This is a genomic window from Flavobacterium frigidum (genome assembly GCF_048286795.2).
Window position 1 is genome coordinate 35,678 of record NZ_JBLVPT020000014.1, and the last position, 26,659, is coordinate 62,336.

Sequence of the window (26,659 nt, forward strand, 5' to 3'; positions counted from 1 at the left end):
TAGCAACATATTTTAAATTAAAAACAAATTAATCGATGTACTACTTTTTTTAACGATGAAGCACACAATAACCACTATACAGAATGACTTATTAAAAACTTCTATGCAATTGGTTTTATCCAAATAATAAATTTTAAGTTTTGATAAAAAATACTGATAAATAACATTAAAAGGATTTAAAATTGTTTTGATCTTAGCGTGATTTACGAATAATTTTAACAATCAAATTTGGATTTGAATCGCTATCGTTAAAATTTGTCTATCAACAGTTTATACTCTAATCAAATCTTTATTATCTATCGTTTCTTAGACAATGTTACTTTTCAAAAAAACTCCTCCAATAGGTTATTAGGTACTATTGTTGCATTTTTGCTCTTTCATTAAAAATCTTAATTATGAAAGATGTTTTTTCTGTTCAGGAGGCTTTAAAAAAAATAGAGCATTATTGCGCCTATCAGGAACGATGCCATGACGAAGTGGTTCAAAAACTACGAACTATGAAAATGGATGCTGATGAAATTGACACCATTATTGTCAAACTCATACAAGATAATTTCTTGAACGAGAGTCGCTTTGCATGCAGTTTTGCTAAAGGAAAGCATCGCATTAAATTTTGGGGGAAAATCAGAATTGTAAACGAACTCAAATTCCGTAACATAGGCCAATACAACATTAATCTAGCGCTAAAAGAAATTTCAAATGAGGAATATTTAGACACTTTTGATAAAATAGCTCTACGGAATTGGGACAGCATCAAAGAAACTAATCTTCAAAAAAAGAGAAAGAAATTCTGTGATTACTTACTTCGTAAAGGGTTTGAAAGCAACTTGATTTATGACAAGGCAAAAGAACTAGAGCGACAGTAAAACACTCACCGCATTACCTCCAAAACCTACTGCATTGATCAATACTTTTCTAATTGGTTTTGTTTGTTTTTGTGCTTCCGCAAAAGGAACTCCAATAAACGTATTGTGTTGCATCATTAAAATAGCGAGTTCCATACTCAAAATCCCGGAAGCACCAAAAGTGTGTCCAATTTTCCATTTATTAGTAGTCAATAAAGGCAGGCTTGTACCAAAAACTTTTTCAATTGCCTTATATTCTGTAACGTCGCCTTTTATCGTTCCAGGAGCATGCATGACAACAACATCAACTTCTGATAAATCGGTATTTTCTAAAGCCATTTTCATCGATTTTTGAAAGCAAGTTGCTTCTGCTGAAATCGAAATGTTATGTTCCAGAATTTCTGTCGCATATCCTATTCCTTCGATAAAAGCTAGTGCATTTTCTTTTTTTCCATTTTCTAAACAGCAAACACCTGCTCCTTCTCCTAAAATCATCGTACTTTGTGTTTTGTTTAAATCGAAAGCACGATTAGGATATGCCTCTTCGCTGCGAGAATAAATCTTGAGCGCACGCATTTGAGCGATCGTGAAATCCGTTAAAGGCGCTTCACTACCACCAACCAAAAACTTATCAGCCATTCCGGATCGGAGCCAAGCCACGCCGTTTAGAACCGCATGTAAAGCAGTAGAACAGGTAATTGAATGTGAAATTTCTGGACCGGAACTTTGCAAATCATGGGCAACCCATGAACTAATGTTTCCCAAAGTCGTGGTTGGAGAAGCCAAAGTTTGTGCTTTGCCAGTTTTTAAATACTCTTGATAGTGTTTTTCAAATAAATCTGTTGCACCACGAGAGGAACCCATGTTGATTCCAAAAACGTCGTTTGAAGACCAACCTGCCTGCTGAACTGCTTTTCGGGAAACTTCGATAGCATAAAGAACCGATTTGTCAAGGAATTTATATTTGGTATCTGACATTTTAAGCGCTTCTATTCCATCAACAGCGTCTACACTTAGTGGTGCTATAAATGTTGCTGCATTATCTATTATTTCTTTAACAAAATAATGTTTATCATTGAGATAATTTTGCCAGATTAAAGTAGGATCGTTCCCTAATGGAGATATTGATGAAAGTGCGGTAATAGATATTATTTGTGACAAGATGTTTGGATTTTATTACGCAAAGATTCGCAGAGCATTTTCGCAGAGATTCACAAAATTCAAAAAGAGAAATCAGCTTGGCGAAACTTAATTTTTCACTTTATGACTTTGAGAAATAATTTTTTATTTACCCACAAAGGTCGCAAAGTTTTTCGCAAAGTGCGCAAGGTTTACCTCCGAATAGCGAACTTTAGATTACTTTGACTACTTTATGTTTCTAATATTGACTTACAAGTCCTAGACATTTTTAGATTTCACAGCACCATCTGATTGAAAACGGGGTCCTTTTTAGCCCTGATAGCAGTGAAAATCCTTTATTGCCTCCCTTCTTTAAGGAGGCAATAAAGATTGTAGCGAATAGCAGGAATAGTTACAAATTTAAACTACATCAAGGGCTTCTTCGACTACCTGATATACTTTTTGCAACTGTTGTTCCGTAATGACATAAGGAGGTAAAATGTAAACGATATTCCCGACAGGTCGCAAAATTACTCCGTTTTCGATAAAAAAATCATAGAGCTTGTTGCGTAGTGTTCCATAGTAAGTCGCCGTACTTTCGGTTTTAATTTCTAAAGCAAAAATGACTCCCAAAACTCGGGTTGTCAATACTTGCGGATGATTTTTGACACGCTTTTCAAATTCCAAATGACTATGATTAACGCGAACAATATTGGCTTGCATTTCACTGGTTTGTAACAATTCTAAACTAGCTAATGCTGCCGCGCAACCCGTAGGATTTGCTGTAAAGGTGTGTCCATGAAACAAAGCTTTATTGATATCGTCATCATAAAAAGCATCGAATAAATCCTGTGTAAAAGTCGTAATCGCCATAGGAATAGTTCCTCCGGTTAAAGCTTTAGACAAGCACATCATGTCTGGTTTTTCTACCAAATAATCTGTAGCAAATATTTTTCCGGTTTTTCCAAAGCCTGTCATCACCTCGTCTGCAATAGTTAGAACGCCATTTTCTTTACAAATTCGCATCAATTTATCTAATGATTCCGGTTCGTACATCACCATTCCAGCGGCTCCTTGAACCAAGGGCTCATAAATAAATCCAGCACAATTGTTATTTTTTAGTATAGATTGTAAAGCATCGTAACTTTCCTGTTCCTGCCCTTTCACTGGAACGGGAATCCGAACTATATCGATAAACATACCTTGAAAAGCTTCAGTCCAAAAAGAAATTCCACTAGCTGCCATTGCTCCAAAAGTGTCTCCATGAAAAGCATTTTCGAAAGCAATTATTGTCGTTTTCTTTTGCCCTTTATTGAAGAAATACTGCAAAGCGACTTTAATCGCAACTTCAACAGCTGTTGATCCATTATCAGAGAAGAATATTTTTTGTTGGTTTTTTGGTAAAATCTCCATCAGCTTCTCGGCTACTTCAATTGCAGGCTCGTGTGTAAAACCACCAAACAAAACATGTTCTAATGTTGTCAGTTGCTTGTAAATGGCATCGGCGATAAATGTATTCGAATGTCCGTAGGGATTAACCCACCACGAAGCGATTGCATCAATGTATTCTTTATTATTTTCATCCCAAAGCAAAGCTCCTTTACCTTTTTTAATGGCAATTGGCAACGCTGCTGTTTTATGCTGGGTATACGGATGCCAAAGATATTGGCCGTCTCTTTCTGTAAGCCCCCTAACCCCCGAAGGGGGAATGTTTGTGCTACTCATAATTATAAATTCAATAAATTTTCCCGAAACAAATCAGCATATTCTTTAATTACATTTTGATCAAAATAGGGTTCTTGTTCTATTCTTCCAATACGTTTTAAACCCGTTTTAATCAAAATTATTTCTTCTGTAGCTTTGTTTTCATCTCCGGAGAAAACAATCCCTGCTACTGCTATTTTTCTGTTTTGCAAAGCTTCAATAGTCAACAGAGTATGATTAATACTTCCTAAATAATGCCGAGAAACAACAATTACTTTATAATCGGGCTGAATCAGATCAATTACACAATCAGTAGTGTTTAATGGCACGAAAACACCTCCCGCACCTTCAACGACCAAATGATTATCGGTTACGGGCTCAATAATTTTAGTTAAATCAATGGTAATTCCATCACGTTCTGCAGCGAAATGTGGACTCGCAGGCGTATTCAAAGCATAGCTATTGGGATGAATTACTGTTTTTTCATTAGACAAAAATAGTTTGACTTTATGACTATCAGAATTTTCTAAATCGCCTGCTTGTATGGGTTTCCAATAATCTGCTTCTAAAGCTTCTGTAATAATGGCTGATGCAATGGTTTTACCTACATCGGTTGATATTCCTGTTATAAATAGTTTCATAGAAATTAGGCCACAGATGACACGGATTTAATGGATTTCCACCGATTATTTAATCTTTTCGGTTGTTTGTAAAAATAAGTCTTTTAATTTCTGGCTTTTCACCAAAGTTTAATAATAACCCAATTTCAATATTTGTTGCTTTTAGATAGTTTAAAGTTTGGGCATAATGCGCTTTCACTAAAGTGTCGCAAGCCTTTAATTCTATTATAATTAGATCATCAATTAGTAGATCTGCGATAAAATTACCGACAAGATCATTTTTATAATATACTTTAATTTGTTTTTGAGCTTCTACTTTAAAACCTTGTGATTTTAACTCAAAATACATTGCGTTTTGATAAACATTTTCAAGAAATCCATAACCAAGTTCGTTGTAAACTTCATAAAAAACTTTTAAAATCGCCTCAGATAATTCTTTGTGTAAAATTTCAGTCATTCTTCGCATTTAAAAATTAAAATCTGTTGAAATCTGTTTCATCCGTGTCATCTGTGGCTAAAAAACAAAAGTACTTAACAATCGTAAAACTTCCGCGATTTCCACTTGCGAATTGTAATTGTGTAAACAAAAACGCAATCGTTCTTGGCCTTCTGGCACAGTAGGCGAAAGAATGGCTTTTAAATCAAATCCATTTTCCTGCAATTGAGTTGCTATCGCTTTTACTTTTTCATTTCCGGGAATGATGGCGGATTGTATGGCTGATTTGCTGCGGACAAAAAGAGGTTTTAATCCCAACAAATTCTTTTCCTGATTGAAATAAATTATGTTTTCTCGCAGTGCTTCAATATTATTTTTCTGTTTTTCTAAGTAGGTATACGCAACCAAAATCGTGGCAACAGAATGAGGCGAAAGCCCAGTGGTATAAATAAAACTTCGAGCGAAATTTATCAAATAATCCCTCAATTCGATCGATCCTAAAATCGCAGCACCATGACAACCCAATCCTTTCCCGAAAGTCATGATCCGCGCAAAAACGTGATCTTGCAATCCAAGCATTTGAACGAATCCTTCGCCTGTTGAACCAAAAACACCCAAAGCATGCGCTTCATCAACCACAAGATAACACTGGTGTTTATTTGAAACCAAAATTAATTCTTCTAGATTTGGACAATCACCATCCATTGAAAAAACAGATTCAGTGACAATATAAATAGTGGTATCTGGATTCCGTAAAATCAGCTTTTCTAAATCTTCAAAATCATTATGATTGAACTTGTAGGCTTTCGCATTTGAGAGCTGGATTCCTTCCCGAATAGATGCATGACACAATTCATCGTATAAAATCAAATCTCCTTTTTGTGGAACTGATCCAAAAAACCCAACGTTAGCATCGTAACCAGAATTGAAAATTAACGCGGTTTCTGATTGGTGGAAACTGGCAATAAAGTCTTCTGTTTCTTGATACAGTATATGGTTACCAGACAATAATCGGGAACCGGTTGCTCCGTTAATTTTGATTTTTCTATTCAATAATAATTGATGTACTTCATCAAAAATACCTTCGTTTTTCGAAAAACCTAAATAATCGTTAGAAGCAAAATCAGTCATTTTACTTGGCAAAGACAATTGTCGCAAAGCATTATTTTGCTTTCGACTCTCCAATTTAGCGGACAGATTTTTGGGGAAGTTCATATATGCAAAGTTATTGATTTAATGTTTAAAAAATAGCACACGGATGACACAGATTAAACGGATTAAAATAATTTTAAAATAATAATTATTGTTATTTAGTGTTTTATTATTGTTTATCAATATTTATTATATATTTGTGGTGAACTTTTATACTTAAATATTATGAGAAAATTATATTTATTGAAGGCAATTATTGATTTTGTTTGGATTATGGCTTTAATCTCCGTTCCGTTCTTGATGATTTTTGTCGGGTATTTATTGATTTCAAATGAACCGTTTGATGTTCCAATAATGTTGAATGGTATCAAAATTACTGTTTTGGACCTTAATGCTAAAATTATTTTATTTTTTGCAACTTTGTCTTATCTCGCGCTATTGTATGGCTTATATTTAATAAAAAAACTACTCCGATTGTTTCAGTTGAAGATTATTTTTGATAACAAAATAATCTTTTACTTCAATAGAATTGGAAACCTATTTATACTTTCCGGATTTGTAACGGGAATTCCTGCTTTCTTTTATAAAGTAGCTCAAGGTGAAATAAAAATAGAAATTGGAGCAAATCCTTTCCTGTATCTTATTTCTCTTGGATTGTTTTTTACGGTTTTAGCCGAAGTTTTTAAAATGGGGAAACAATTGAAAGAAGAAAACGAACTAACAATATAACGATGCCCATCATTATCAACTTAGACGTAATGCTTGCTAAGCGGAAGATGCGTTCCAATGAGCTCGCTGATAGAATGGGAATTACCACCGCCAATCTATCAATTTTAAAAACCGGAAAAGCAAAGGCGATTCGGTTCTCGACTTTAGAACTGATTTGTGAAATTCTGGAATGTCAACCAGGAGACATTTTGGAGTTTATAAGGGACGAATAATTCCTTATTTCTGCATTTTAGCCCAGATTGAAATGGAAAGCCTCGCAAAAGGAAACACTATTTTTTGTGAAAGTGGCACAGCGACAGAAGGAAGCTAGTGGCGGTTAAAACAAAAAAATGTTTCCTTTAAGAGCTTGTAATGAAAAGCGGGAAACAGCTCCAAAAAAAAAGCCTAACAATTACGTTAGGCTCTATTTATATTCTGAATTGTTTTAGTCAACTAGCACAATTACTTTATTATCTTTCATCTCAATTGTTCCAGACTGGATAGCTATCGTATAATTTTGTTCATCTAGCTTCGTAAATTTTGTGGCTACTTCCTTAGCAAAGGCAAAAGTAGAAGCTGTAATTTTCACAACACCTTTTCCTAAAATAGATACAATTGGAGCGTGATTATTCAAAATCTGAAAGCTTCCATCAACTCCTGGTAGTGTAACCGAAGTCACTTCTGCCGAAAATAATTTTGCCTCTGGTGATACTATTTCTAATAACATATTTCTTTTTAGTTTAAAGTTTAAAGTTTAAAAGTTTAAAGTTACGAGTGAACCTTAAACTTTAAACTTTTAAACTAATTTTAAGCTTCCGCTAACATTTTTTCTCCAGCTTCGATTGCTTCTTCAATAGTACCTTTAAGGTTGAAAGCTGATTCTGGTAAGTGATCTAATTCACCGTCAATAATCATGTTAAATCCTTTGATAGTATCTTTGATATCAACTAAAACTCCTTTTAACCCTGTAAATTGTTCAGCTACGTGGAAAGGTTGAGATAAGAAACGTTGCACACGACGCGCTCTTGAAACAGATAGTTTATCTTCTTCAGATAATTCTTCCATACCAAGAATTGCGATAATATCTTGTAGTTGTTTGTACTTTTGTAAAATTTCTTTTACTCTTTGTGCACAGTCATAGTGCTCATTACCTAAAACTTGAGGAGTAAGGATTCTTGAAGTTGAATCCAATGGATCCACTGCAGGATAAATACCTAACTCAGCAATTTTACGAGACAATACAGTAGTAGCATCAAGGTGAGCAAAAGTTGTAGCCGGAGCCGGATCTGTTAAATCATCCGCAGGTACGTAAACCGCTTGTACAGATGTAATAGACCCTTTGTTTGTAGAAGTGATACGCTCTTGCATCGCACCCATTTCAGTTGCCAATGTTGGTTGATATCCTACCGCAGATGGCATACGACCTAAAAGTGCCGAAACTTCAGAACCTGCTTGTGTAAAACGGAAGATATTATCCACGAAGAACAATACATCTTTCCCTTGATCAGTTCCTGCTCCATCACGGAAATATTCAGCGATAGACAATCCAGAAAGTGCTACACGAGCACGAGCTCCTGGAGGCTCATTCATTTGTCCGAAAACGAAAGTAGCTTTAGACTCTCTCATTCCTGGCATATCTACTTTAGATAAATCCCATCCTCCATTTTCCATAGAGTGCATGAATTCATCCCCGTATTTTATAATTCCTGACTCTAACATCTCACGAAGTAAGTCATTCCCTTCACGTGTTCTTTCTCCTACTCCTGCGAATACTGAAAGTCCACCGTGACCTTTTGCAATATTGTTGATCAACTCTTGAATCAATACTGTTTTACCAACACCAGCACCACCGAACAATCCAATTTTACCCCCTTTTGAGTAAGGCTCAATTAAATCAATTACTTTAATACCTGTAAATAAAACTTCAGATGAAGTTGAAAGGTCTTCGAATTTTGGCGCTTGTCTGTGAATAGACATTCCGTTTTCTCCTGTTTTTGGTAAATTACCTAAACCGTCAATTGCATCTCCAATTACATTGAATAAACGACCGTAAACATCGTCGCCAATTGGCATTTGGATAGGATTCCCTGTTCCAACTACTTCATAACCTCTACTCAAACCATCTGTTGAGTCCATCGAAATGGTACGTACCGTGTTTTCACCAATGTGAGACTGTACTTCAAGCACTAATAAAGTACCATCTTTTTTTGTGATTTCTAACGAATCATAAATTTTTGGAAGTTCAACATCCTTACCGTTGAAAACGACATCAACTACTGGTCCAATGATCTGGGCAACTTTTCCTATTACTTTTGACATTACTTATGTGTTTATTAAATAGCTATTTAGGTTTATGAAATTATACCAATCGAAACGTATCGATTAAATGCTTTTTTCAGAGCGCAAAGATAATTTTTTAAAATATAAAATCAATTATTTTTTTACAAAAAAAAGGATTTTTTTAGTAAATTGTCCTTAAACAACTAAGCAAAATAAAAAAGCCCCCTATTATTCTCAATAAAAAGAAAGACCACTTACAAAGCGTAAGTGGTCTTTAAAGTATGATTACTAATTATAATCTATAATACTTCTGGAAATAAAATACGGTATTTACTTAAATCAACACCTTTAATATTTGAACCGTATTTAAGATTAATTGCTTCAATAAATTTATTGGCTATTAAAGCATAGCCCCTTGGTGAAGGATGAACTCCATCTAAAGAGAATCCACCTCCAGTTACAAAAGCCGAAGTCACATTAAAACCATTCGCATTAATTCCTCCAGAATCTATTTGTCGTAGAAAAGCATTAGCATCAACAAACGCCAGACCTTTTGTATCTGCCAAAGATTTTATAATTGTATTATAAGAATCGGTAGCTGTTTTTAATTCGGCAACTTCAGTTGGAATTAAAATATATTTATCTTGCAAAGGATATGTAATACCAAATTTATTCAAAGGAGCAGGTGGTGCAATACCAATTCCTGAATTGAGTGCTATAGGCGCTGTACCAATTGCTGACTGAGTAGTCAAAAGAACTAAATCAGATGAATTTGCCTGACGTGCCTGCCCAAAAACATTGCCATAAAAAGCTGCAGTCTGAGCACCTAATGAAGGTGTAAAAGCCGCAGTAAGTTGAGCTGACAAATTAGTTAAAGTTTCATCTTTCATAAGTAATGGATTTGAAACTGTAGTTGATAATAAATTAATTCTATCTCCCGCACCAAAAGCAGTTAGTGCTTGTTTAAGCGGTCCATATAATTGAGCATTCAACGCATTGGCAGTAGCTGTACCAATCGCAACATCTCCTCCGCCTAAAACACTAATTGACAACGGATTGTGAGGAACGGTTTTGAAAAAAGGAATGGAAGTAACGTAAGGTATGTTTGCAACAACACCTTTTGCCCCAGCGGAAGTTAATGTATTTACTAGTGCAGTGTACGTACCATCAAAACCAACACCTGGAGCACCAGTTACAGGAGTAATAGGGTTTGAACCATCACCACCTGATGTCGCATATCCTAAAACATCGTTATTCCCTATCCATAAAGAGAAAAAGGTAGGCGTTTGACTCATTGCATAAGCCAACACAGATGTAGACCCGTTAGGAGCAAAGCGAACATAGTATGGATTTGCTGTACCAGCGGCTAGTCCAGCAGCACTGCCATAAGTAGGTGACAATAAATGAAAACTTTTTGCGCCAGGAACTCCTGTGTTATTGTAAGGACCAGCAGCAGCAATTGCAGGATTAAAAACTTCTGTTGATGGATTACCCGGAACATTCATAGGAACAGGCCTTAATGGAGGTTGACGAAGAAGTAGGTACAATCTTGAGCCAAAAGCCGGATTCGTTTGCCCTCCAAATAACAATCCACCAATATTATCAGCCATAAAAGGAATTTTAAACTCTCCTCCACCAACAAGTTTAAATTGTTGAGCCATAACATTTGTATAAGAACCTTCTTGACCTTTTATAAAAAGTGCATTATCACTGAAACCGGCTGTTAAAGAATTTCCTAACGCAACGTATTTTGAGAAATTTGCTGTGCCAGAAGTCAAAGGCTTACCGTCAGATGAATTTGCCTCTACAACAACTTCATCATCATTATTACATGCTACAAATGCTAGCGAAGCAAATAGTAACCATTTAAAATTTTTTATCATTGTTTTTTAAATTTAAATTTATTGAATTACGGATTGATAGTCCAAGATGCAAAATATTGTTGACCAATTAAACCAGCTCCTAATACTTGACCATATTCTTTACCTCCAATGTTTGATGCTCCGACTTTTAATGTTGACTTCAAAGAAGGAATATTGTAATTTAACTGGGCATCTATAACTGTTGCTGATGCTATTGTACCATCTGCAAAAGAAGACTGCCATAAGTATTCGCTATTCCATCTTCCGCTAACATTAAATCCAAAATTTGGAAATAACTTTTCGTTTCCAATAGACGCTTTCACACGATGTTTTGGCGTGTTGAAACCCGCTTCAAAACTCGGATCTTTAGATTGATCAAAACCAAACTCTGCAAAATTATAATTAGCACCAATTTCAAAATCCTTATACACTTTTCTTGATAATCCAAGACCGAAACCTAGCGATTTAATTTCTAAAGGGGTATTAGTGTATAATTGAAATGCTCTTGTATTTCCTGTTCGTATAGCATGTACAGTTTGAGCACCTTGATCAGTAGGAAAAACTGTTAAATCTGCAGCTGTAGGATTAGGTGAATCTTGAGCAGTACCATATAATGGAGCCAAAACATTTAAGTTTCCTATGAAATTATTATAAATGTTATAGTATCCGTTAATATCAATAGATGTTTTGTTGATAAAAGAACGGTAGCCAAGTTCAAAAGCCTTAACCTCTTCAGGTTTTACTAATCCAGCAGTTGTTTTTCTTAACAATGTTGCATTGCCAGATGAACTAAAAGCTACAACAGAAGCAGCAGTATACGAATTATTGTAAGCGTTCAATCCATTGATGGTAGTCGTTGACCCCACTGTAGATACAGCCGCTCCTGTAATAGGTAATGTCTCTGTAAAACGAGTCAGGTTATCAGGTGCTGAACCTAATAAAATGGCACTTCCTACATTAAATCCTATGTACTGATCCTGTGTAGAAGGGTTTCTAAAACCTGTTTGGAACGACCCTCTAAAGTTATGATTTTTGTTCTGACCACCAGAATACACAACAGAAAGTCTTGGAGAATAATTTCCATCAAAATTTTGTGCTTTGTCGTAACGAATGGATCCAGTAAATTTCAGGCGATCATCCATTAATTTTTTCATTATTTGTGTATAAGCACCGTATTCATTATAATTGATTGGACCATTAGCATCGGTATAAATACGACCAAACGAATTTAACTGATATTCTCTGTATGATCCACCTACCTGAATTTCAGCAAATTTAATTAAATCTTTAAAATTATAATTCGCATCAGAATGATAAATTCTTGAATTGTCAACTAATTTAGAACCTGTTAACACACTTGCTTCGTTAGTTACTTGACTAAAAGCATTTCTAAACTCAGGAGTACCTGGCAAGAATCTACCCTGATCTGCTCTTGCTCTAGCGGCTATGTGTGCATCTGCTGGTAACATACCTCCAAGTGTAGAATTGGCAAATGTAGTACCATAATCTGTAAACCATTGGCGATCAGACTTCCACTTTCTATTTATATTGATACCTGTAAACAACATGTCATACGATTGTCCACCATCTTCAGTTGTAGTATATCCTCTAACAAAGAAGTTTTTCCCTTTGAATTCAATTTTATGTTGCTGCATAAAAAAGTTATTCAAATAATAACGGTTTGCACCTTGATATACTGTATTTCCGTAACCAAATTTACTTTGAACAATTACTTCTAATCTTTCGTCACCGAAAGGGCGAACATGTAATGAAAGGTCAATTTTTGTATTTGAAACTCTATTATCAGTTAAATCTACCTCATTATAACCTGTTCTTGATATTTTATCACTTGGTAAAGTAGGTGCGCCAATAACTGTTGACACTTCGTCACCATATACATTGATTCCGTCATATCCATAATGAGATCTATCTCTACCTGCTACCGTTTTATCATCATAATTTACTGCATGCCACTCTGTTCCTCTCATGTATGTGAAGTTCACTTTACCTGCAACATATTTATTGAATGCTTTAGCCATACGTACCCCATAATCAATATAATCATTCGTACCGGCTGCTTTTTGGGAAGTTTGTCCAAATTTTGCATATCCCGTTATACCTTGGCTTGTAAATGGACTTTTACTGGTCATAAATAAAATTCCATTAAATGCATTTGCCCCATATAAAGCAGAAGATGCTCCAGGAAGCAATTCCACGCTTTGAACATCAACTTCAGATAACCCTATTAAGTTTCCTAAAACAAAGTTCAATAACGGAGAGGAGTTATCCATACCGTCTACCAACTGCATAAAACGAGTGTTGGCAACAGATGCAAATCCACGTGTATTAATTGATTTAAATGACATACTTGACGTATTCATTTGTACTTCTTTCATGTTTTCTAATCCATCATAGAAAGAAGGTGAGGCCGTTTTCTTAATTTCGGCAATACCCATTCTTTCAATAGTTACTGGAGACTCTAAAACTCTTTCAGGAGTTCTTGACGCAGAAACTACAATTTCATCTAATTTATTCTCTTCATCTACCAGTTTAACTGAGATTTTTTGATTAAGAGAAGAAACAGCTACTCTCTGAGATGCAAAACCTACACTTGTAACCTCAATAGTGTACGGTGGCTTTCTAGAAGATTTCAAAATAAAAGAACCATCTACATCAGTAGTAGTACCAGCGGAATCACCAATGATTTTAATGTTGGCTCCAGGAATAGGTTGGTTGTTACTGTCTGTAACAATACCTGAAATTGAGTTTTGTGCAAAAGTCAAGCTGCAAAAAAACAATGTCAAAAAAAGTAAATACACTCTCATTGGTTATAATTTGTTGGTTTATGTGGCCAAATTACAAATATTTTTGATATTAATAAAAAATGACCTTTAAAATTTCATATTTAGCAGGTAATTTGCGCCATTTAAACTTATTCACTATTGATTTTTTATAATTATATGTTAAAAATTATGTAATAACAACAGAATAACGTTATGCACGCATATAAAAAATACACATATCACAAAATAATTATTAATTTTTAGATATTTGATAAAAATAAGAAATAAGATAAATACGAGCCTTTTTTGCGGTCTTTTCGAGCATTTATAAGGACTTTCGTAAAAAAAATAACAAAAAACAGCCTTGAAAAAATATATTTCAAGGCTGTTTTTGTATAAATTGGAATAAAAACTTATTCCACTGTAACTGACTTAGCCAAATTACGAGGTTGATCTACGTTGCAACCACGCAGTACAGCAATATGATACGACAATAGTTGCAATGGAATTGTCGTAATAAGTGGTGATAAAGCATCAGAGGTTTCTGGAATTTCAATCACGTAATCAGCTAACTCACGTACTTGTGTATCCCCTTTAGTAACTACCGCAATTATTTTCCCACTTCTGGATTTTATTTCTTGAATGTTACTTACAATTTTGTCATAATGCCCTTGTTTTGGTGCAATAACTACTACTGGCATACTTTCGTCGATTAAAGCAATAGGACCGTGTTTCATTTCAGCTGCAGGATACCCTTCAGCGTGAATATAGGAGATCTCTTTTAACTTTAAAGCGCCTTCTAAAGCAACCGGGAAATTATATCCTCTTCCTAGATACAAACAATTAGGAGCATCCTTGAATGTTAATGCAATTTCTTTTGCTTTTGCATTGGTTTGCAAAGCTTCTTTAACTTTTTCAGGAATAATTTTTAGTTCCTGTAAATACATATGAAAATCACTATGCGATAAAGTTCCCTTTGCTTTTGCTAAACGCAAAGCAATCATGGTTAATACTGTAATTTGAGTCGTAAACGCTTTGGTAGATGCAACTCCTATTTCAGGACCCGCATGCGTATAAGCTCCTGCGTGAGTCTCTCTAGAAATTGAAGAACCCACGACATTACAAACACCAAACACAAATGCACCATGTTCTTTGGCTAATTTTATAGCAGCCATAGTATCTGCTGTTTCTCCAGATTGAGAAATAGCAATAACGATATCTTTTTTGTTTATAATTGGGTTTCTATATCTAAACTCTGAAGCATATTCTACTTCAACAGGAATGCGAGCAAACTCTTCAAAAACATACTCGGCAACTAATCCGGCATGCCATGACGTTCCACAGGCTACTATTATAATTCGATCCGCATTTAGAAATTTTTCTAAATTATCTTCTACACCTGCCATTTGAATAAGACCTTCATTTGCGTGCAATCTCCCGCGATAAGTATCCTTTATAACACTTGGCTGCTCGTAAATTTCTTTTAACATAAAGTGATCGTATCCCCCTTTTTCAATTTGCTCTAAGTTCATCTGAAGCTCTTGAATAGTAGGATTGACTAATGAGTCATCTTTAATCTTACGGACTTTCATTTGTTTGTGCAATCTTATATTTGCCATTTCGCCATCTTCAAGGTAGATCGCATTTGACGTGTACTCAATAAAAGGAGACGCATCTGAGGCTATAAAAAATTCTCCTTCACCTACCCCAATAGCTAGTGGGCTTCCTAATCTCGCAGCAACAATTTCATTTGGATTTTTTTTATCAAATATAGCAATTGCATAGGCACCTACCACTTGATTTAAAGCAACTTGAACTGCTTTCCCTAATTTTAATCCGTCTCTTTTTTGAACTTCTTCTATTAGGTTAATAAGAACTTCAGTATCTGTGTCTGAGTGAAAAACATAGCCTCTTTTTGTCAACTCTGCCTTCAAAGGAGCATAATTTTCAATAATTCCGTTGTGCACAATGGCTAAATCTCCAGAATTTGAAATATGCGGATGAGAATTTACATCGTTTGGCACACCATGTGTTGCCCAACGTGTATGACCAATGCCAATACTTCCATTCGTTGTGATCTCTTTTGAAGCTTTCTCCTCTAGATCTACTACTTTCCCTTTGGTTTTAGAAACCTTTAACTGCTCACCGTCATACAGCATTACACCGGCACTATCGTAACCTCTATATTCAAGCCTCTTCAATCCTTTTATAACTATAGGGTAAGCTTCTCTAAATCCGATATATCCAACGATTCCACACATATTTGTATCTTAATTAGGTTTTGTAAAAATAATTTCTAGTTTTAATCTTTTGTCATCAGTCGAAGATTTACCACCATACAAAATGGTTCCTAATGGATTCATAACCGACGGTTTTGGTGCTCCCGTAATAAAAGCATTTGGTGTTTTTACCTTATAGAATATAGGATTGTTAATGTCTTCAGTTACTACCAAACCTAACTTAATATTAGTTGAATCTTTGAACTTGATAAGGTTCCTTATATGATTTGTAATTCTAATTTTATAGGAGGTTCCTCTTTTGGTAGTAGCATTTGTAATTAGATTACCATCAAAAATGATTTTATCTTTTTTGGAATTGAGACTATTGGTAGTTCCATCTAAAAAATAATCCACAATAGGTCGATTGTTTTTTAAATCATAGACATACACCCTCTGAGGTTCTATATTTCCCGACATAGCCGCAGCATCAATATGAAAAACAAGATTGGCCTCATTAACCAACCAACCACTTTTTCTAATAGATTCTAATTCACCTGGAGTTTCAAAAAGGCTTATTACTGCTAGAGATCCTTCTCCTCCTTTTAGATACAGCTTGTCATCTCCTTCTACACTATTTCCTGTTTTTGGCAAAGCATTATAAGCAAGTCCGCTATTGGCGTAATTAGTGTTTTGCAAGCTCACCGAATTTCCAGACAGATCTAAAACAATAGTTTTTGGGACACGTGTAACGGTAGTCACAGTACCTACTGTAGTAGAAAGATCTTCGTTGTATTTTATTGTAATTTTACCTGCTTTAAAATTCAACATTGCTGTATTTCCAGCACTGCTTCCTGATTTTTCCATTTTAAAATAAAGACCTCTAAAATATTCTTTGAATACTGAATTTGATGCCAATTTACCTGAAGCCACGGCATCAAGAATCTTAGTTTTAAAAAAACTTTTGTTTAAATTCAATTTCATCCCAGGAGGAGTTCTTGTTGTGGTAACTACTTTTGTATCTGCATCGGTTGAAGTAACCACGTGTTCTGCTGGATCAAAGAAAAATTTATCGTTTTGAGCCAAATTGGCATCATCATTAAGGCGATTTGGATTTTTAACATTATCAAAATCGGAATTTTGATCTGTAAAATATTTCTGTGGCTGCACAAATCCGCCCATTGGATCGGTGTCTCTCATGAAATATCCTGACTCGTACACACTTAATTTCATTTCCGCTTTATCAGGCCCATAAATGGAATCAAGCGTATACTCACGACTTCCATCTGTTTTTGTTACTGTTTTGGAAGCATCAATATAATATGGAATTGTTAAAATAACACTTTCAATGTTCGGACTTGTGCCAATGCTTGTAGGTGGTGCAGTTATGGTTAATTGAGTTGCAAAATTTGCAGTAGTTTCACCAAAATTTGGATTATTATAAATTCCCAAAGGATTTATGTCAAGATTGTTGGATTGTATTGGACCCGTCTTATGCCCGAAAGCTAAAACACTGTAGGTTTGTTTTTCTAGGCCAAAATTATTTTCACCAATTAAATCACCACCAATTTCATTATAATCCTTGTCGCAAGAATATAAAAAAACAACACTTGCAACTACCAGAATTTTCTTAAAAAAAGAATTATTGTACATATTAAATAGAAAAGTTTAATTTAAAGAACCTCGTTTGTATAGAAATTAGTATACAGCTCTGCGAAAGCATCTTTCGGGGCGAAAGGTAAAAAAGGTTTTCCTGAAGATTCTATAAATTTTGTTAAACTTGGAGATAGGTTTTCTGAGGCAATAATCACGGCATCGGAATGCTTAATAGTAGCTTTAATGATATTTTCATAGCTTGGTATTTCCAAATCAACTATTGCTTCATCAGGAACACCGTCAAACTTTACTTTATTAATCATCTCAACATCGAGAGTCCCATCAAAAGACTGACTGTATACTGAAGTAACAATCTTAGTTTCTGAAAACAACGCCTCATTTTTGTAAAAATGTTTCATGTATATGGGTAACATCGCAGCCATCCAGCCATGAACATGAATAATATCTGGAACCCAGTTCAATTTCTTTACCGTTTCAACAACTCCTTTTGCGAAGAAAATAGCACGCTCATCATTATCTGGATACATCACTCCTTCTTCATCAGCAAATGTGGCTTTTCGCTTGAAATACTCATCATTGTCAATAAAATAAACCTGTATTCTCTCTTTTGGTATCGAAGCCACTTTAATAATTAAAGGCATATCCAAGTCATTCACCACCAAATTCATCCCCGAAAGTCTAATTACTTCGTGCAATTGATGTCTTCTCTCGTTAATATTTCCATACCTTGGCATAAAAATTCTTATTTGTCCGCCTTGATCATTGATCATTTTGGGTACGTCATAAGACATTAAAGAGACCTCATTTTCAGCGAGATAAGGCACCACTTCAGATGATACATATAATATCCTCTTATCTTTCATATTGTAATTTACTTAATTTATTGGCAATAAAAACCATGCAAAATTACAAAAATTTATGCAGTTATTAACTAAAATAGTAAGTTTGCATTTAATTTTAATAAAACAGCCATGCCTATTTTCTACGGAAAAGCACCTTTGATCGACTATATGAAATCGATAAAAACGGTAAATTCTACAGTTGGATTTGTTCCTACGATGGGTGCTTTACACCAAGGTCATTTGGCATTAATGCAGCAATCACTTCTAGCGAATGAGAATACTGTTGTAAGTATTTTTGTTAACCCAACACAATTTAACAACCCAGAGGACTTAGCAAAATACCCCCGAACATTTGATGCAGATGTACAAAAATTGACAGATTTGGATCCAAAAATTATTTTGTTCGCACCAACTGTTGAAGATATTTATGAAGGAAAACCTACTTCACAGTCTTTTGATTTTGATGGACTTGAAAACCAAATGGAAGGCAAATTCAGACCCGGCCATTTTGACGGGGTTGGCACTATTGTAAAGCGCCTTTTTGAAATAGTAGCGCCTACAAACGCATATTTTGGCGAAAAGGACTTTCAGCAATTGCAAATTGTAAAAAAAATGGTTGCCAAAAATAACTTATCTGTAAACGTAGTTGGTTGTCCAATTCACCGTGAAAGCAACAACCTGGCAATGAGCTCTAGAAACGAACGCTTAGCTCCAGAAGAAAGAGCTGAAGCGGCTCTCATCTACAAAACACTAGCCGAAGCAAAAGAAAAATTTGCAACCAAAAGTATTTCAGCTGTTTGCGAATGGGTACAAAAAACGTTTCAAGACAATCCTCATTTTACTTTAGAATATTTCACTATTGCTGATGAAGAAACACTTTTGTCTAGTTCTCGGAAAAATAAAAATAAAAAATATCGCGCTTTTATAGCAGTACTTGTCAATAACATTCGATTGATTGACACCATTTCATTAAATTAATTTACTTTTGTAGCATGCAAATTCAAGTTTTAAAATCAAAAATTCACCGAGTTAGAGTAACTGGCGCCGATTTAAACTATATAGGGTCCATTACTATTGACGAATCATTATTAGAAGCTTCTAATATAATTGAAGGGGAGAAAGTAGCTATCGTAAACATTAACAACGGAGAACGTTTTGAAACCTACGCAATCAAAGGGGAGAAAAATTCTGGCACCATAACACTTAATGGACCTGCAGCTCGAAAAGTACAAAAAGACGATATCATTATTATTATTTCCTATGCGACAATGGAATTTGAAGCCGCTAAAACATTCAAACCATGGGTTATTTTCCCAAATGAAAACGACAACTCATTGACATAGTCGCGTAAATATGAATATCTGATTGGATTTGTTTATGATTCCTGCGTGTTATTTTTCAATAAAAGTCACCCAGAAACAATAGCTTTAATAACAAATTGAATAATTAAGATTTTTAACCTCACGTTTTCCGGACCCAATTTATAGTAAACTATACTTCAAAAATATACATTTTGAAGCAAGGTTACTGATCTTGTTTTTGAATTAAAAGTAAATAAAGTATTATATTGCTCTCTTAATTTAGATGTATTTTAATCTCTAAACACGCCTTATTATGAAGCAATTACTACTCTTATTCTTCTCGATCGCAGCATTTTCACAAAAAACTACCGAGCCATTTGATTCTAATGCATTAGGTGAAAATCGTGAAATTACAATTGCCTTACCTGCTTCTTTCGAAAAAAATCCCACAAAAAAATATCCACTTCTTATTTTACTGGACGGGGATTACTTGTTCAATCCGTTTTATGGAGCACTATCTTATGGCGCCTATTGGGATGATTTACCTGAAATGATCATTGTTGGCATCAGCCAAAATAAAAATAACGAACGTATAGAGGACAGTACTTATGATGAAGCAGATAATGTTCCTACAGAAAAAGGAGCTAAATTCTTTGAGTTTATTGGTGCCGAATTACTTCCTTATCTCGAAAAAAAATACCCTATTGCTCCCTTCAAAATCATAGCGGGACACGATACGACAGCTGGATTCCTAAATTTTTTCCTCTATAAAGACAACCCTCTTTTTAATGGTTATATCTCCTTAAGCCCAGAGCTAGCAACCGATATGGAAAACCGAATTGCAGAAAAAATTTCCGCAACCAAACAACCCCTTTTTTATTATCAATCTATTGCAGATGGCGACATTAAAGAAATTCAAGAAACTGTGAAGCAATTAGACAAAAATATAAAACAAAGCGACAACCCTTTACTACATTATAAATTTGATACCTTCAAAGAGGCCTCACATTATTCTTTAATTTTGTATTCAATACCCAATGCGTTATACCATATTTTTAATGTGTACAAACCCATATCATCTGCAGAATTTAGTGATAAAATTGTTGTTTTGCCTTCGGGATACGTAGATTATTTGGTAGATCGATACGCTACATTAAACAATAGTCTTGGTTTAAAAATTCCGATTCGTGTTAACGATTTTAAGGCCATTGAAGCGGCCATACTAAAAAACAAAGCGTACAATGAACTGGATCAATTGGCCGAAATTGCCAATAAAAATTATCCAAAGTCAATGCTCGCCGAATATGAATTGGGTCTAATGTATGAAAAGCAAGAAGATTTTAAAAAAGCTGCCAAACGCTATCAAAATGCCTCGCAGATGGAAGAAATAGGAGATTTATCTAAGACGATGATGACTAACAAATACGAAGATATGATTGCCAAAACACCTAAAAAATAATGTCTAAAGTAAAAACAACTTTTTTTTGTCAAAACTGTGGTGCCCAATATGCTAAATGGCAAGGACAATGCAACTCCTGTAAAGAATGGAATACAATTGCTGAAGAAATCATTCAAAAACAAGAGAAAACAGCTTGGAAGAGTGAATCAGCTACCACTAGCAAAGCACCTAAACCTTTACGAATAAACGAAATCGATTCTGCTCAGGAAATCCGTATGGATACAACTGATGCAGAGCTCAATCGCGTGCTAGGTGGCGGAATCGTTCCGGGTTCTTTGATTTTATTGGGTGGCGAACCTGGAATAGGAAAAAGTACGCTTTTACTACAAATCTCTTTAAAATTACCTTATAAAACGCTGTATGTATCAGGCGAGGAAAGTCAGAAACAAATAAAGATGCGTGCTGAACGCATTACACCAAGCGGAGACAATTGCTACATCCTAACCGAAACAAAAACACAAAATATTTTCAAGCAAATTGAAGCCATAGAACCAGAAATCGTGATTATCGACTCTATTCAAACCTTGCATACGGATTACATAGAATCTACCCCGGGAAGCATATCACAAATTCGGGAAACAACAGCCGAATTGATCAAATTTGCTAAAGAAACTAATATTCCTGTCATTCTAATTGGGCATATTACAAAAGATGGAAACATTGCTGGTCCTAAAATTCTGGAGCACATGGTAGATACTGTATTGCAGTTTGAAGGCGATAGAAATCATGTATACCGTATTTTACGATCTCTAAAAAACCGTTTTGGTTCTACTGCCGAAATTGGGATTTATGAAATGTTAGGCAATGGGTTGCGCGAAGTTTCCAACCCATCCGAAATATTAATTTCGCATAAAAATGAGGAATTATCTGGAACCGCAATTGCATCTACACTCGAAGGCATGCGCCCATTAATGATCGAAATTCAAGCGCTGGTAAGTACTGCAGTTTACGGAACTCCACAACGCAGTACGACTGGCTATAATGCCAAAAGGCTCAATATGATTCTGGCCGTATTAGAGAAAAGAGCTGGTTTTAGGCTTGGCGCCAAAGATGTTTTCTTAAACATAACAGGAGGAATTTCAGTAGATGATCCCGCGATAGATTTGGCTGTAGTTGCTGCCATATTATCCTCGAATGAAGATATTGCGGTCAATAAAGATTTTTGTTTTGCTGGCGAAGTGGGACTTTCTGGTGAAATACGACCCGTAAATCGCGTAGATCAACGCATTCAGGAAGCAGAGAAATTAGGTTTTTCGACCATTTTTGTTTCTAAATACAATAAAATTGCGCTGAAGAATACTGGCATACAAATTAGGATGGTCGCTAAAATAGAAGATGTAGTTAGTGAGTTGTTTGGATGATATTTAAAATACTATTCCTTTTTCTAGGTTCATTGCTGCAAGAAATTACGAATGCTTGGTAAATGAAGTATAAGCTTTAGTTTTAGATTTGTTTAGTGCAGAGATTACGAGTATGCGCTACAGGGTTTAACAAATGTTATCTTTTATTTTACTTTTTTAAAATTTTATTACTTACTAATTGCTGGTATTGGTGATAACTAACTTAGAAAAAAAATTAAAGGCAAATTACACTGTTACAGAAAAATATGAGGAATAATTATTGTACCTCAATACAGGAACAATAAACTAAAGAAAAATAATCATACTGAAATTAATAATAGATAAAGTAAAACATCAAAATATGAAGACTCTAGAAAATGATCATGAAATAAAACGTGTAAATGCATTGATAGCGTTCGATATAATGGACACTCTTCCGGAAAAAATGTTTGATGATATCACAAAAATTGCTTCTTCAATTTGTAATACGCCAATATCACTAATCAATTTTATTGATAGCGAACGTCAGTATTTCAAGTCAAATTTAGGACTTGAAAAAGGTGAACCAGCACCATTGGAGCATTCTTTTTGTACACATGCGATTGCAGATCCTCAGTCGCATTTCGAAGTTACAGATGCTCGTATAAATTCTCAATTTGCCTCGAACCCATTGGTGACGGGTCACCCCAATATCGTTTTTTATTATGGTATTCCACTGGTTACTTCGGAAGGTTTTGCATTAGGTTCATTGTGCGTCATAGACCAAAAGCCAGGTAAATTATCCGCAGCACAAACTGATGCACTGCAAAGTTTATCAAACCAGATAATGTTTTTATTAGATCTTAGAAAGAAAAATAAATTGTTAATCTCTTATCAGCAAAAATTACAGGAATACTCTTCAGACATGGAAGCTTTTTCGGCAATGGTATCACATGATTTGAAGCAACCGTTGGGTTCTGTTCAAGCAGCGCTAAAAATTGTCAAGTTGAAACACGAGGATTTATGGGACGATACCGACCAAACATACTTTAAGTTAATTAACAACACCACTAAGAGAATGAACCTTTTGATACATGATTTACTGGATTATGCAAAAGGAGGTTTTATTGCCAAAGAGTATGAGTCTATCGATGTAAACTTATTGATTACATCTATTTTTGAAGAACTAAATGAAAATATCGATGGCCACAAGCCAGAAATTAATATTGATAAAATGCCGGTAATAAAAAGTTCACGTACGGCACTGATCGTATTATTCAAAAATATATTGAGTAATGCCTTAAAATATCAAATAAAAGGCACACGCACACAATTACACGTAAAGCTCAAAGAATCGAACTCTAACTTTACTTTTTCAATAGAAGATAACGGAATAGGCATAAAACCAGAATACCTCAAAACTATTTTTGAACCATTCAAACGTTTACATAATCAAGAAGAATTTGACGGTAGCGGCTTAGGTTTAGCCTCTTGCAAAAAGATAGTTGAAAAACTAAATGGAGAAATCTGGGCAACATCAGAATTAAATAAAGGTACCACAATCCACTTTACAATAAAACAAAACAAATTGTAAGAAAAATATTTTATATCCACAACACAAAACCCCACGGATCGGGCATATTAACACAGCCATAGCGAAGATCTGCAACCCATTCCCATTACAGTCAGCACACAACATAAAATAGTTATAACCTAAAATGAAATCGTATACTGAACATTTACAAATCGTCAATACCTTTCATGAACTTGGAGAAACTATCGCTGCAGCACAGTTCTTGATAGAGGAATACGGACTTACACACCCAAACTTTAAAGGTTTTGAACTCAGAGAAAAAGCAAAACCAGAATTCATCCTGATGACTACCGAAGGTGCATTGGGTGAACCACAAATTATTCGGATACCTGAGAATACTTTTGAATATCCGCTACATTTAATGCTCAACTTACTCGTGCATGAGATGATTCATGTGACACAAAAAACGCCTGAAAACACCATTCATGATAAAAACGAACGGGAATGGCAGGCCTATTATGAAATGCTTTTTCATGAACAATACACGCAAGTTCCTGAACTCTCCCAATTTCACAAACGCTTTTTTGCAAATAAAGCACTAGAGTATTATAACCGAATGGGCGAAAGCACGCTATTGCAAATAAAATATGCAAATCAAAAACAAAAAGTAGACCTATTACTGCTAGATGTAGCTTAGAAATATTCATTTAATGTGGTACAATTGAGCACACTCCAGCAGTTTTTAAAAAAAATACAAACCAAAATAATCTATTTGCTAATGGTTTATTAAACTTTGGTTTAACCATACACAAAAGACTTAAAAAGTTGCTATTTTAGCCACCCCAAATAAATGTACGCTACATGAAAACCACAAAACAAAAAATTGGTCTTTTTTTTAAGATATTCCTCGTGGTCATGTGCCTTATTGTAGGCGGTTTTTTTATATTTAGAGATGCTGTTTTACAACAAACACTTGACAAAATATCAAATGAAATGACGGTGGACTACAACAGTACATTTACGGTGAAAAACGCTTCTTTTGATGGTTTGTCTGGTTTGAACTTATCGGAAATAACGCTAGTTCCAAAAAATGCCGATACCCTATTTAAAATAAAAAAACTAAAAACAAGCGTCAACTTATGGCAGCTACTTACAGGAGATGTGCAGTTAGGAACTCTAGAAGTTCAAAATGGCTTTATCCAACTCGTAAAAAAAGGAAAATCTAGAAATTTTGATGCCTTCTTGAAAAAAGATTCCTCCGCAGAAAAAACGAATGAAAAAAGAAATTACGCAGATTTTGCTTATGCTCTTATTACAAAAATATTGAATTTAGTCCCAACTGATATGGTGCTAGATAATCTTGCTTTTAAAATTGATGATGACGGCAATAAAACAAACATCAATTTTCAAAAACTTCGTTTAACCAATAAACAATTGGAAACATCCATAAAAGTAGAAACCAATACCATCTCACAACGATGGAAAATCAAAGGATTTGCAGATCCTAGGAACAAAAAAGCAGATATTCGTTTGGTAAATATTGATACTGGTGCTATCAAAATACCCTATTTAGACGAACGGTTCAACCTCAAATCGAGCTTTGACTCCATCCGATTGAGCATTGCAAATATTGAAAGGGATGGCGACGAACTGCATCTAGATGGCTTTATGGCTATTGCCAATTTAAAACTCAACCATCCTAAAATTGCTAGTAAAGATGTAGTTTTAAAACACGCTAAATTTGATTATCGTTTCCTCTTGGGGTCAAATTTTATCTCCATTGATAGTAGTTCGACCTTACAACTAAACAAAATTAAATTTCATCCGTACTTGACCTATGAAACCGAAAAAGACACTGTTTACAAGCTGAAAGTGGATTTACCAAAAATGAAAGCACAAGATTTCATTACCTCATTACCTGATGGTTTATTTACTCATTTCCAAGGTATGGAAGCCACTGGAAGTTTTGATTATAAATTAGACTTTGCTTACAATAAAAACAAACCGAATCAACTGGTTTTTGACAGTAAACTAAAAAAAGAAAATCTCCGAATCACAAAGTATGGCGAGGCGAACTTGAACAAACTCAATGGGGAATTTGTTTACCGCGCACTGATCAAAAATGTATTCCAGCGCCCTGTTTTAGTTGGATCAGCCAATCCAAACTATACACCACTTGATCAAATTTCACCCTATTTACGTAAGTCGGTTTTAACCACTGAGGATCCTTCTTTCTTCTCACATCGTGGTTTTATTACTGAAGCTTTCAAGCAATCCATTGTTAAAAACATTAGAACTAAAAAATTCGCACGTGGCGCAAGCACTATCAGCATGCAATTAGTAAAGAATGCTTTTTTGAGTCGGGAGAAAACCGTATCGCGCAAACTAGAGGAAATATCATTGGTTTACATCCTTGAAAACAATAGGATTGTGAGCAAAGAACGCATGCTAGAGGTGTATTTCAACATTATTGAATGGGGTCCAAATGTGTATGGAATAGGCGAAGCAAGTCAGTTTTATTTTCAAAAAACGCCATCAGAATTATCGCTGAACGAATGCTTGTATCTCGCCCGAATTATTCCAAGTCCAAAAAAGTTCATGTATCAGTTTAACGATCAAGGATTGTTGAAAGATTTTGCTGTAAAACAAGAATCGTTTTTGACCAATATTATGTTTCGAAGAGGACTTTTAACTCCTGAAGACACTATTTATAAGTCCTTACCGGTAAGCATCTCTGGGCCTGCACGATCTTTTATCAAATTTAAAGTACAAGATTCAACACAAGTAAAAGTGGATTCCTTAGCCGTTGAAGATGAATTTGATCTTTAATGCTATAGATAACCCTGTCAGATTTTAAAACTC

General features: G+C 34.9%; 22 protein-coding genes. 10 read left to right on the plus strand and 12 right to left on the minus strand.

Going from position 1 to position 26,659, the window contains the following annotated elements; translation table 11 throughout:
* The first annotated feature begins 395 nt into the window (after window positions 1-395).
* Window positions 396-866 (plus strand): regulatory protein RecX, encoded by a 471-nt coding sequence (locus ACNQGB_RS12845; RefSeq protein ID WP_417944236.1) that lies wholly within the window; start codon window positions 396-398, stop codon window positions 864-866.
* On the opposite strand, the gene ACNQGB_RS12850 is transcribed toward ACNQGB_RS12845, so the two are convergent.
* From ACNQGB_RS12850 to ACNQGB_RS12870, 5 genes are all read right to left on the minus strand, one after another.
* Window positions 852-2,006, minus strand: a complete 1,155-nt coding sequence (locus ACNQGB_RS12850; RefSeq protein WP_417944237.1) for a beta-ketoacyl synthase N-terminal-like domain-containing protein — start codon at window positions 2,004-2,006, stop codon at window positions 852-854. The genes ACNQGB_RS12845 and ACNQGB_RS12850 overlap by 15 nt on opposite strands.
* A gap of 378 nt (window positions 2,007-2,384) precedes the next feature.
* A complete protein-coding gene (gene bioA, locus ACNQGB_RS12855; RefSeq protein WP_417944238.1) occupies window positions 2,385-3,689 on the minus strand; it encodes an adenosylmethionine--8-amino-7-oxononanoate transaminase in 1,305 nt (434 codons plus the stop codon).
* Between the two features lie 2 nt (window positions 3,690-3,691).
* Entirely contained in the window at window positions 3,692-4,309 is a 618-nt protein-coding gene (bioD, locus tag ACNQGB_RS12860; protein WP_417944239.1) for a dethiobiotin synthase, read from the minus strand.
* A 49-nt stretch (window positions 4,310-4,358) separates the two neighbouring features.
* Window positions 4,359-4,745 (minus strand): GxxExxY protein, encoded by a 387-nt coding sequence (locus ACNQGB_RS12865; protein ID WP_417944240.1) that lies wholly within the window; start codon window positions 4,743-4,745, stop codon window positions 4,359-4,361.
* 57 nt (window positions 4,746-4,802) lie between these two features.
* The gene (locus tag ACNQGB_RS12870; protein ID WP_417944241.1) at window positions 4,803-5,939 is read right to left on the minus strand and encodes an aminotransferase class I/II-fold pyridoxal phosphate-dependent enzyme; all 1,137 of its coding nucleotides are present in this window, start codon (window positions 5,937-5,939) and stop codon (window positions 4,803-4,805) included.
* 162 nt (window positions 5,940-6,101) lie between these two features.
* On the opposite strand from ACNQGB_RS12870, the gene ACNQGB_RS12875 reads away from it, so the two are divergent.
* Complete coding sequence (locus ACNQGB_RS12875) at window positions 6,102-6,605, plus strand: DUF2975 domain-containing protein (protein WP_417944242.1); 504 nt, start codon at window positions 6,102-6,104, stop codon at window positions 6,603-6,605.
* Window positions 6,606-6,607: 2 nt separating this feature from the next.
* Window positions 6,608-6,817, plus strand: coding sequence for a helix-turn-helix domain-containing protein (locus ACNQGB_RS12880; protein ID WP_417944243.1), 210 nt, complete (start codon window positions 6,608-6,610; stop codon window positions 6,815-6,817).
* Window positions 6,818-7,029: 212 nt separating this feature from the next.
* Here the strand turns inward: ACNQGB_RS12880 and ACNQGB_RS12885 are convergent, their stop codons facing one another.
* The 7 genes from ACNQGB_RS12885 to ACNQGB_RS12915 form a co-directional block, all read right to left on the minus strand.
* Window positions 7,030-7,311 (minus strand): FoF1 ATP synthase subunit delta/epsilon, encoded by a 282-nt coding sequence (locus ACNQGB_RS12885; RefSeq protein WP_417944244.1) that lies wholly within the window; start codon window positions 7,309-7,311, stop codon window positions 7,030-7,032.
* 80 nt (window positions 7,312-7,391) lie between these two features.
* Window positions 7,392-8,903 carry a F0F1 ATP synthase subunit beta gene (gene atpD, locus ACNQGB_RS12890; protein ID WP_417944245.1) on the minus strand — a complete coding sequence of 504 codons (1,512 nt, stop codon included), beginning with the start codon at window positions 8,901-8,903 and terminating at the stop codon, window positions 7,392-7,394.
* Window positions 8,904-9,163: 260 nt separating this feature from the next.
* A complete protein-coding gene (locus ACNQGB_RS12895; protein WP_417944246.1) occupies window positions 9,164-10,747 on the minus strand; it encodes an SGNH/GDSL hydrolase family protein in 1,584 nt (527 codons plus the stop codon).
* Window positions 10,748-10,773: 26 nt separating this feature from the next.
* Window positions 10,774-13,551 carry a TonB-dependent receptor domain-containing protein gene (locus ACNQGB_RS12900; RefSeq protein WP_417944247.1) on the minus strand — a complete coding sequence of 926 codons (2,778 nt, stop codon included), beginning with the start codon at window positions 13,549-13,551 and terminating at the stop codon, window positions 10,774-10,776.
* Window positions 13,552-13,922: 371 nt separating this feature from the next.
* Complete coding sequence (gene glmS / locus ACNQGB_RS12905) at window positions 13,923-15,770, minus strand: glutamine--fructose-6-phosphate transaminase (isomerizing) (protein WP_417944248.1); 1,848 nt, start codon at window positions 15,768-15,770, stop codon at window positions 13,923-13,925.
* Between the two features lie 9 nt (window positions 15,771-15,779).
* The gene (locus ACNQGB_RS12910; RefSeq protein WP_417944249.1) at window positions 15,780-17,378 is read right to left on the minus strand and encodes a DUF4270 domain-containing protein; all 1,599 of its coding nucleotides are present in this window, start codon (window positions 17,376-17,378) and stop codon (window positions 15,780-15,782) included.
* Between the two features lie 20 nt (window positions 17,379-17,398).
* Window positions 17,399-18,205: a glycogen/starch synthase gene (locus tag ACNQGB_RS12915; protein ID WP_417944250.1), complete on the minus strand. Its 807-nt coding sequence runs from the start codon at window positions 18,203-18,205 to the stop codon at window positions 17,399-17,401.
* A 108-nt stretch (window positions 18,206-18,313) separates the two neighbouring features.
* Between ACNQGB_RS12915 and panC the strand changes: the two genes are divergently transcribed.
* The 7 genes from panC (at window position 18,314) to ACNQGB_RS12950 (ending at window position 26,626) form a co-directional block, all read left to right on the plus strand.
* Complete coding sequence (panC, locus tag ACNQGB_RS12920) at window positions 18,314-19,162, plus strand: pantoate--beta-alanine ligase (RefSeq protein ID WP_417944251.1); 849 nt, start codon at window positions 18,314-18,316, stop codon at window positions 19,160-19,162.
* Between the two features lie 14 nt (window positions 19,163-19,176).
* Window positions 19,177-19,527: an aspartate 1-decarboxylase gene (gene panD, locus ACNQGB_RS12925; RefSeq protein WP_417944252.1), complete on the plus strand. Its 351-nt coding sequence runs from the start codon at window positions 19,177-19,179 to the stop codon at window positions 19,525-19,527.
* A 271-nt stretch (window positions 19,528-19,798) separates the two neighbouring features.
* A complete protein-coding gene (locus ACNQGB_RS12930) occupies window positions 19,799-20,944 on the plus strand; it encodes an alpha/beta hydrolase (RefSeq protein WP_417944253.1) in 1,146 nt (381 codons plus the stop codon).
* Window positions 20,944-22,305 (plus strand): DNA repair protein RadA, encoded by a 1,362-nt coding sequence (gene radA, locus ACNQGB_RS12935; protein ID WP_417944254.1) that lies wholly within the window; start codon window positions 20,944-20,946, stop codon window positions 22,303-22,305. Before ACNQGB_RS12930 ends, radA begins: the two co-directional genes overlap by 1 nt.
* Before the next feature lie 340 nt (window positions 22,306-22,645).
* A complete protein-coding gene (locus tag ACNQGB_RS12940; RefSeq protein WP_417944255.1) occupies window positions 22,646-23,857 on the plus strand; it encodes a GAF domain-containing sensor histidine kinase in 1,212 nt (403 codons plus the stop codon).
* Between the two features lie 124 nt (window positions 23,858-23,981).
* A complete protein-coding gene (locus ACNQGB_RS12945) occupies window positions 23,982-24,494 on the plus strand; it encodes a hypothetical protein (protein WP_417944256.1) in 513 nt (170 codons plus the stop codon).
* A gap of 164 nt (window positions 24,495-24,658) precedes the next feature.
* The gene (locus tag ACNQGB_RS12950; RefSeq protein WP_417944257.1) at window positions 24,659-26,626 is read left to right on the plus strand and encodes a transglycosylase domain-containing protein; all 1,968 of its coding nucleotides are present in this window, start codon (window positions 24,659-24,661) and stop codon (window positions 26,624-26,626) included.
* Window positions 26,627-26,659 lie beyond the last annotated feature (33 nt).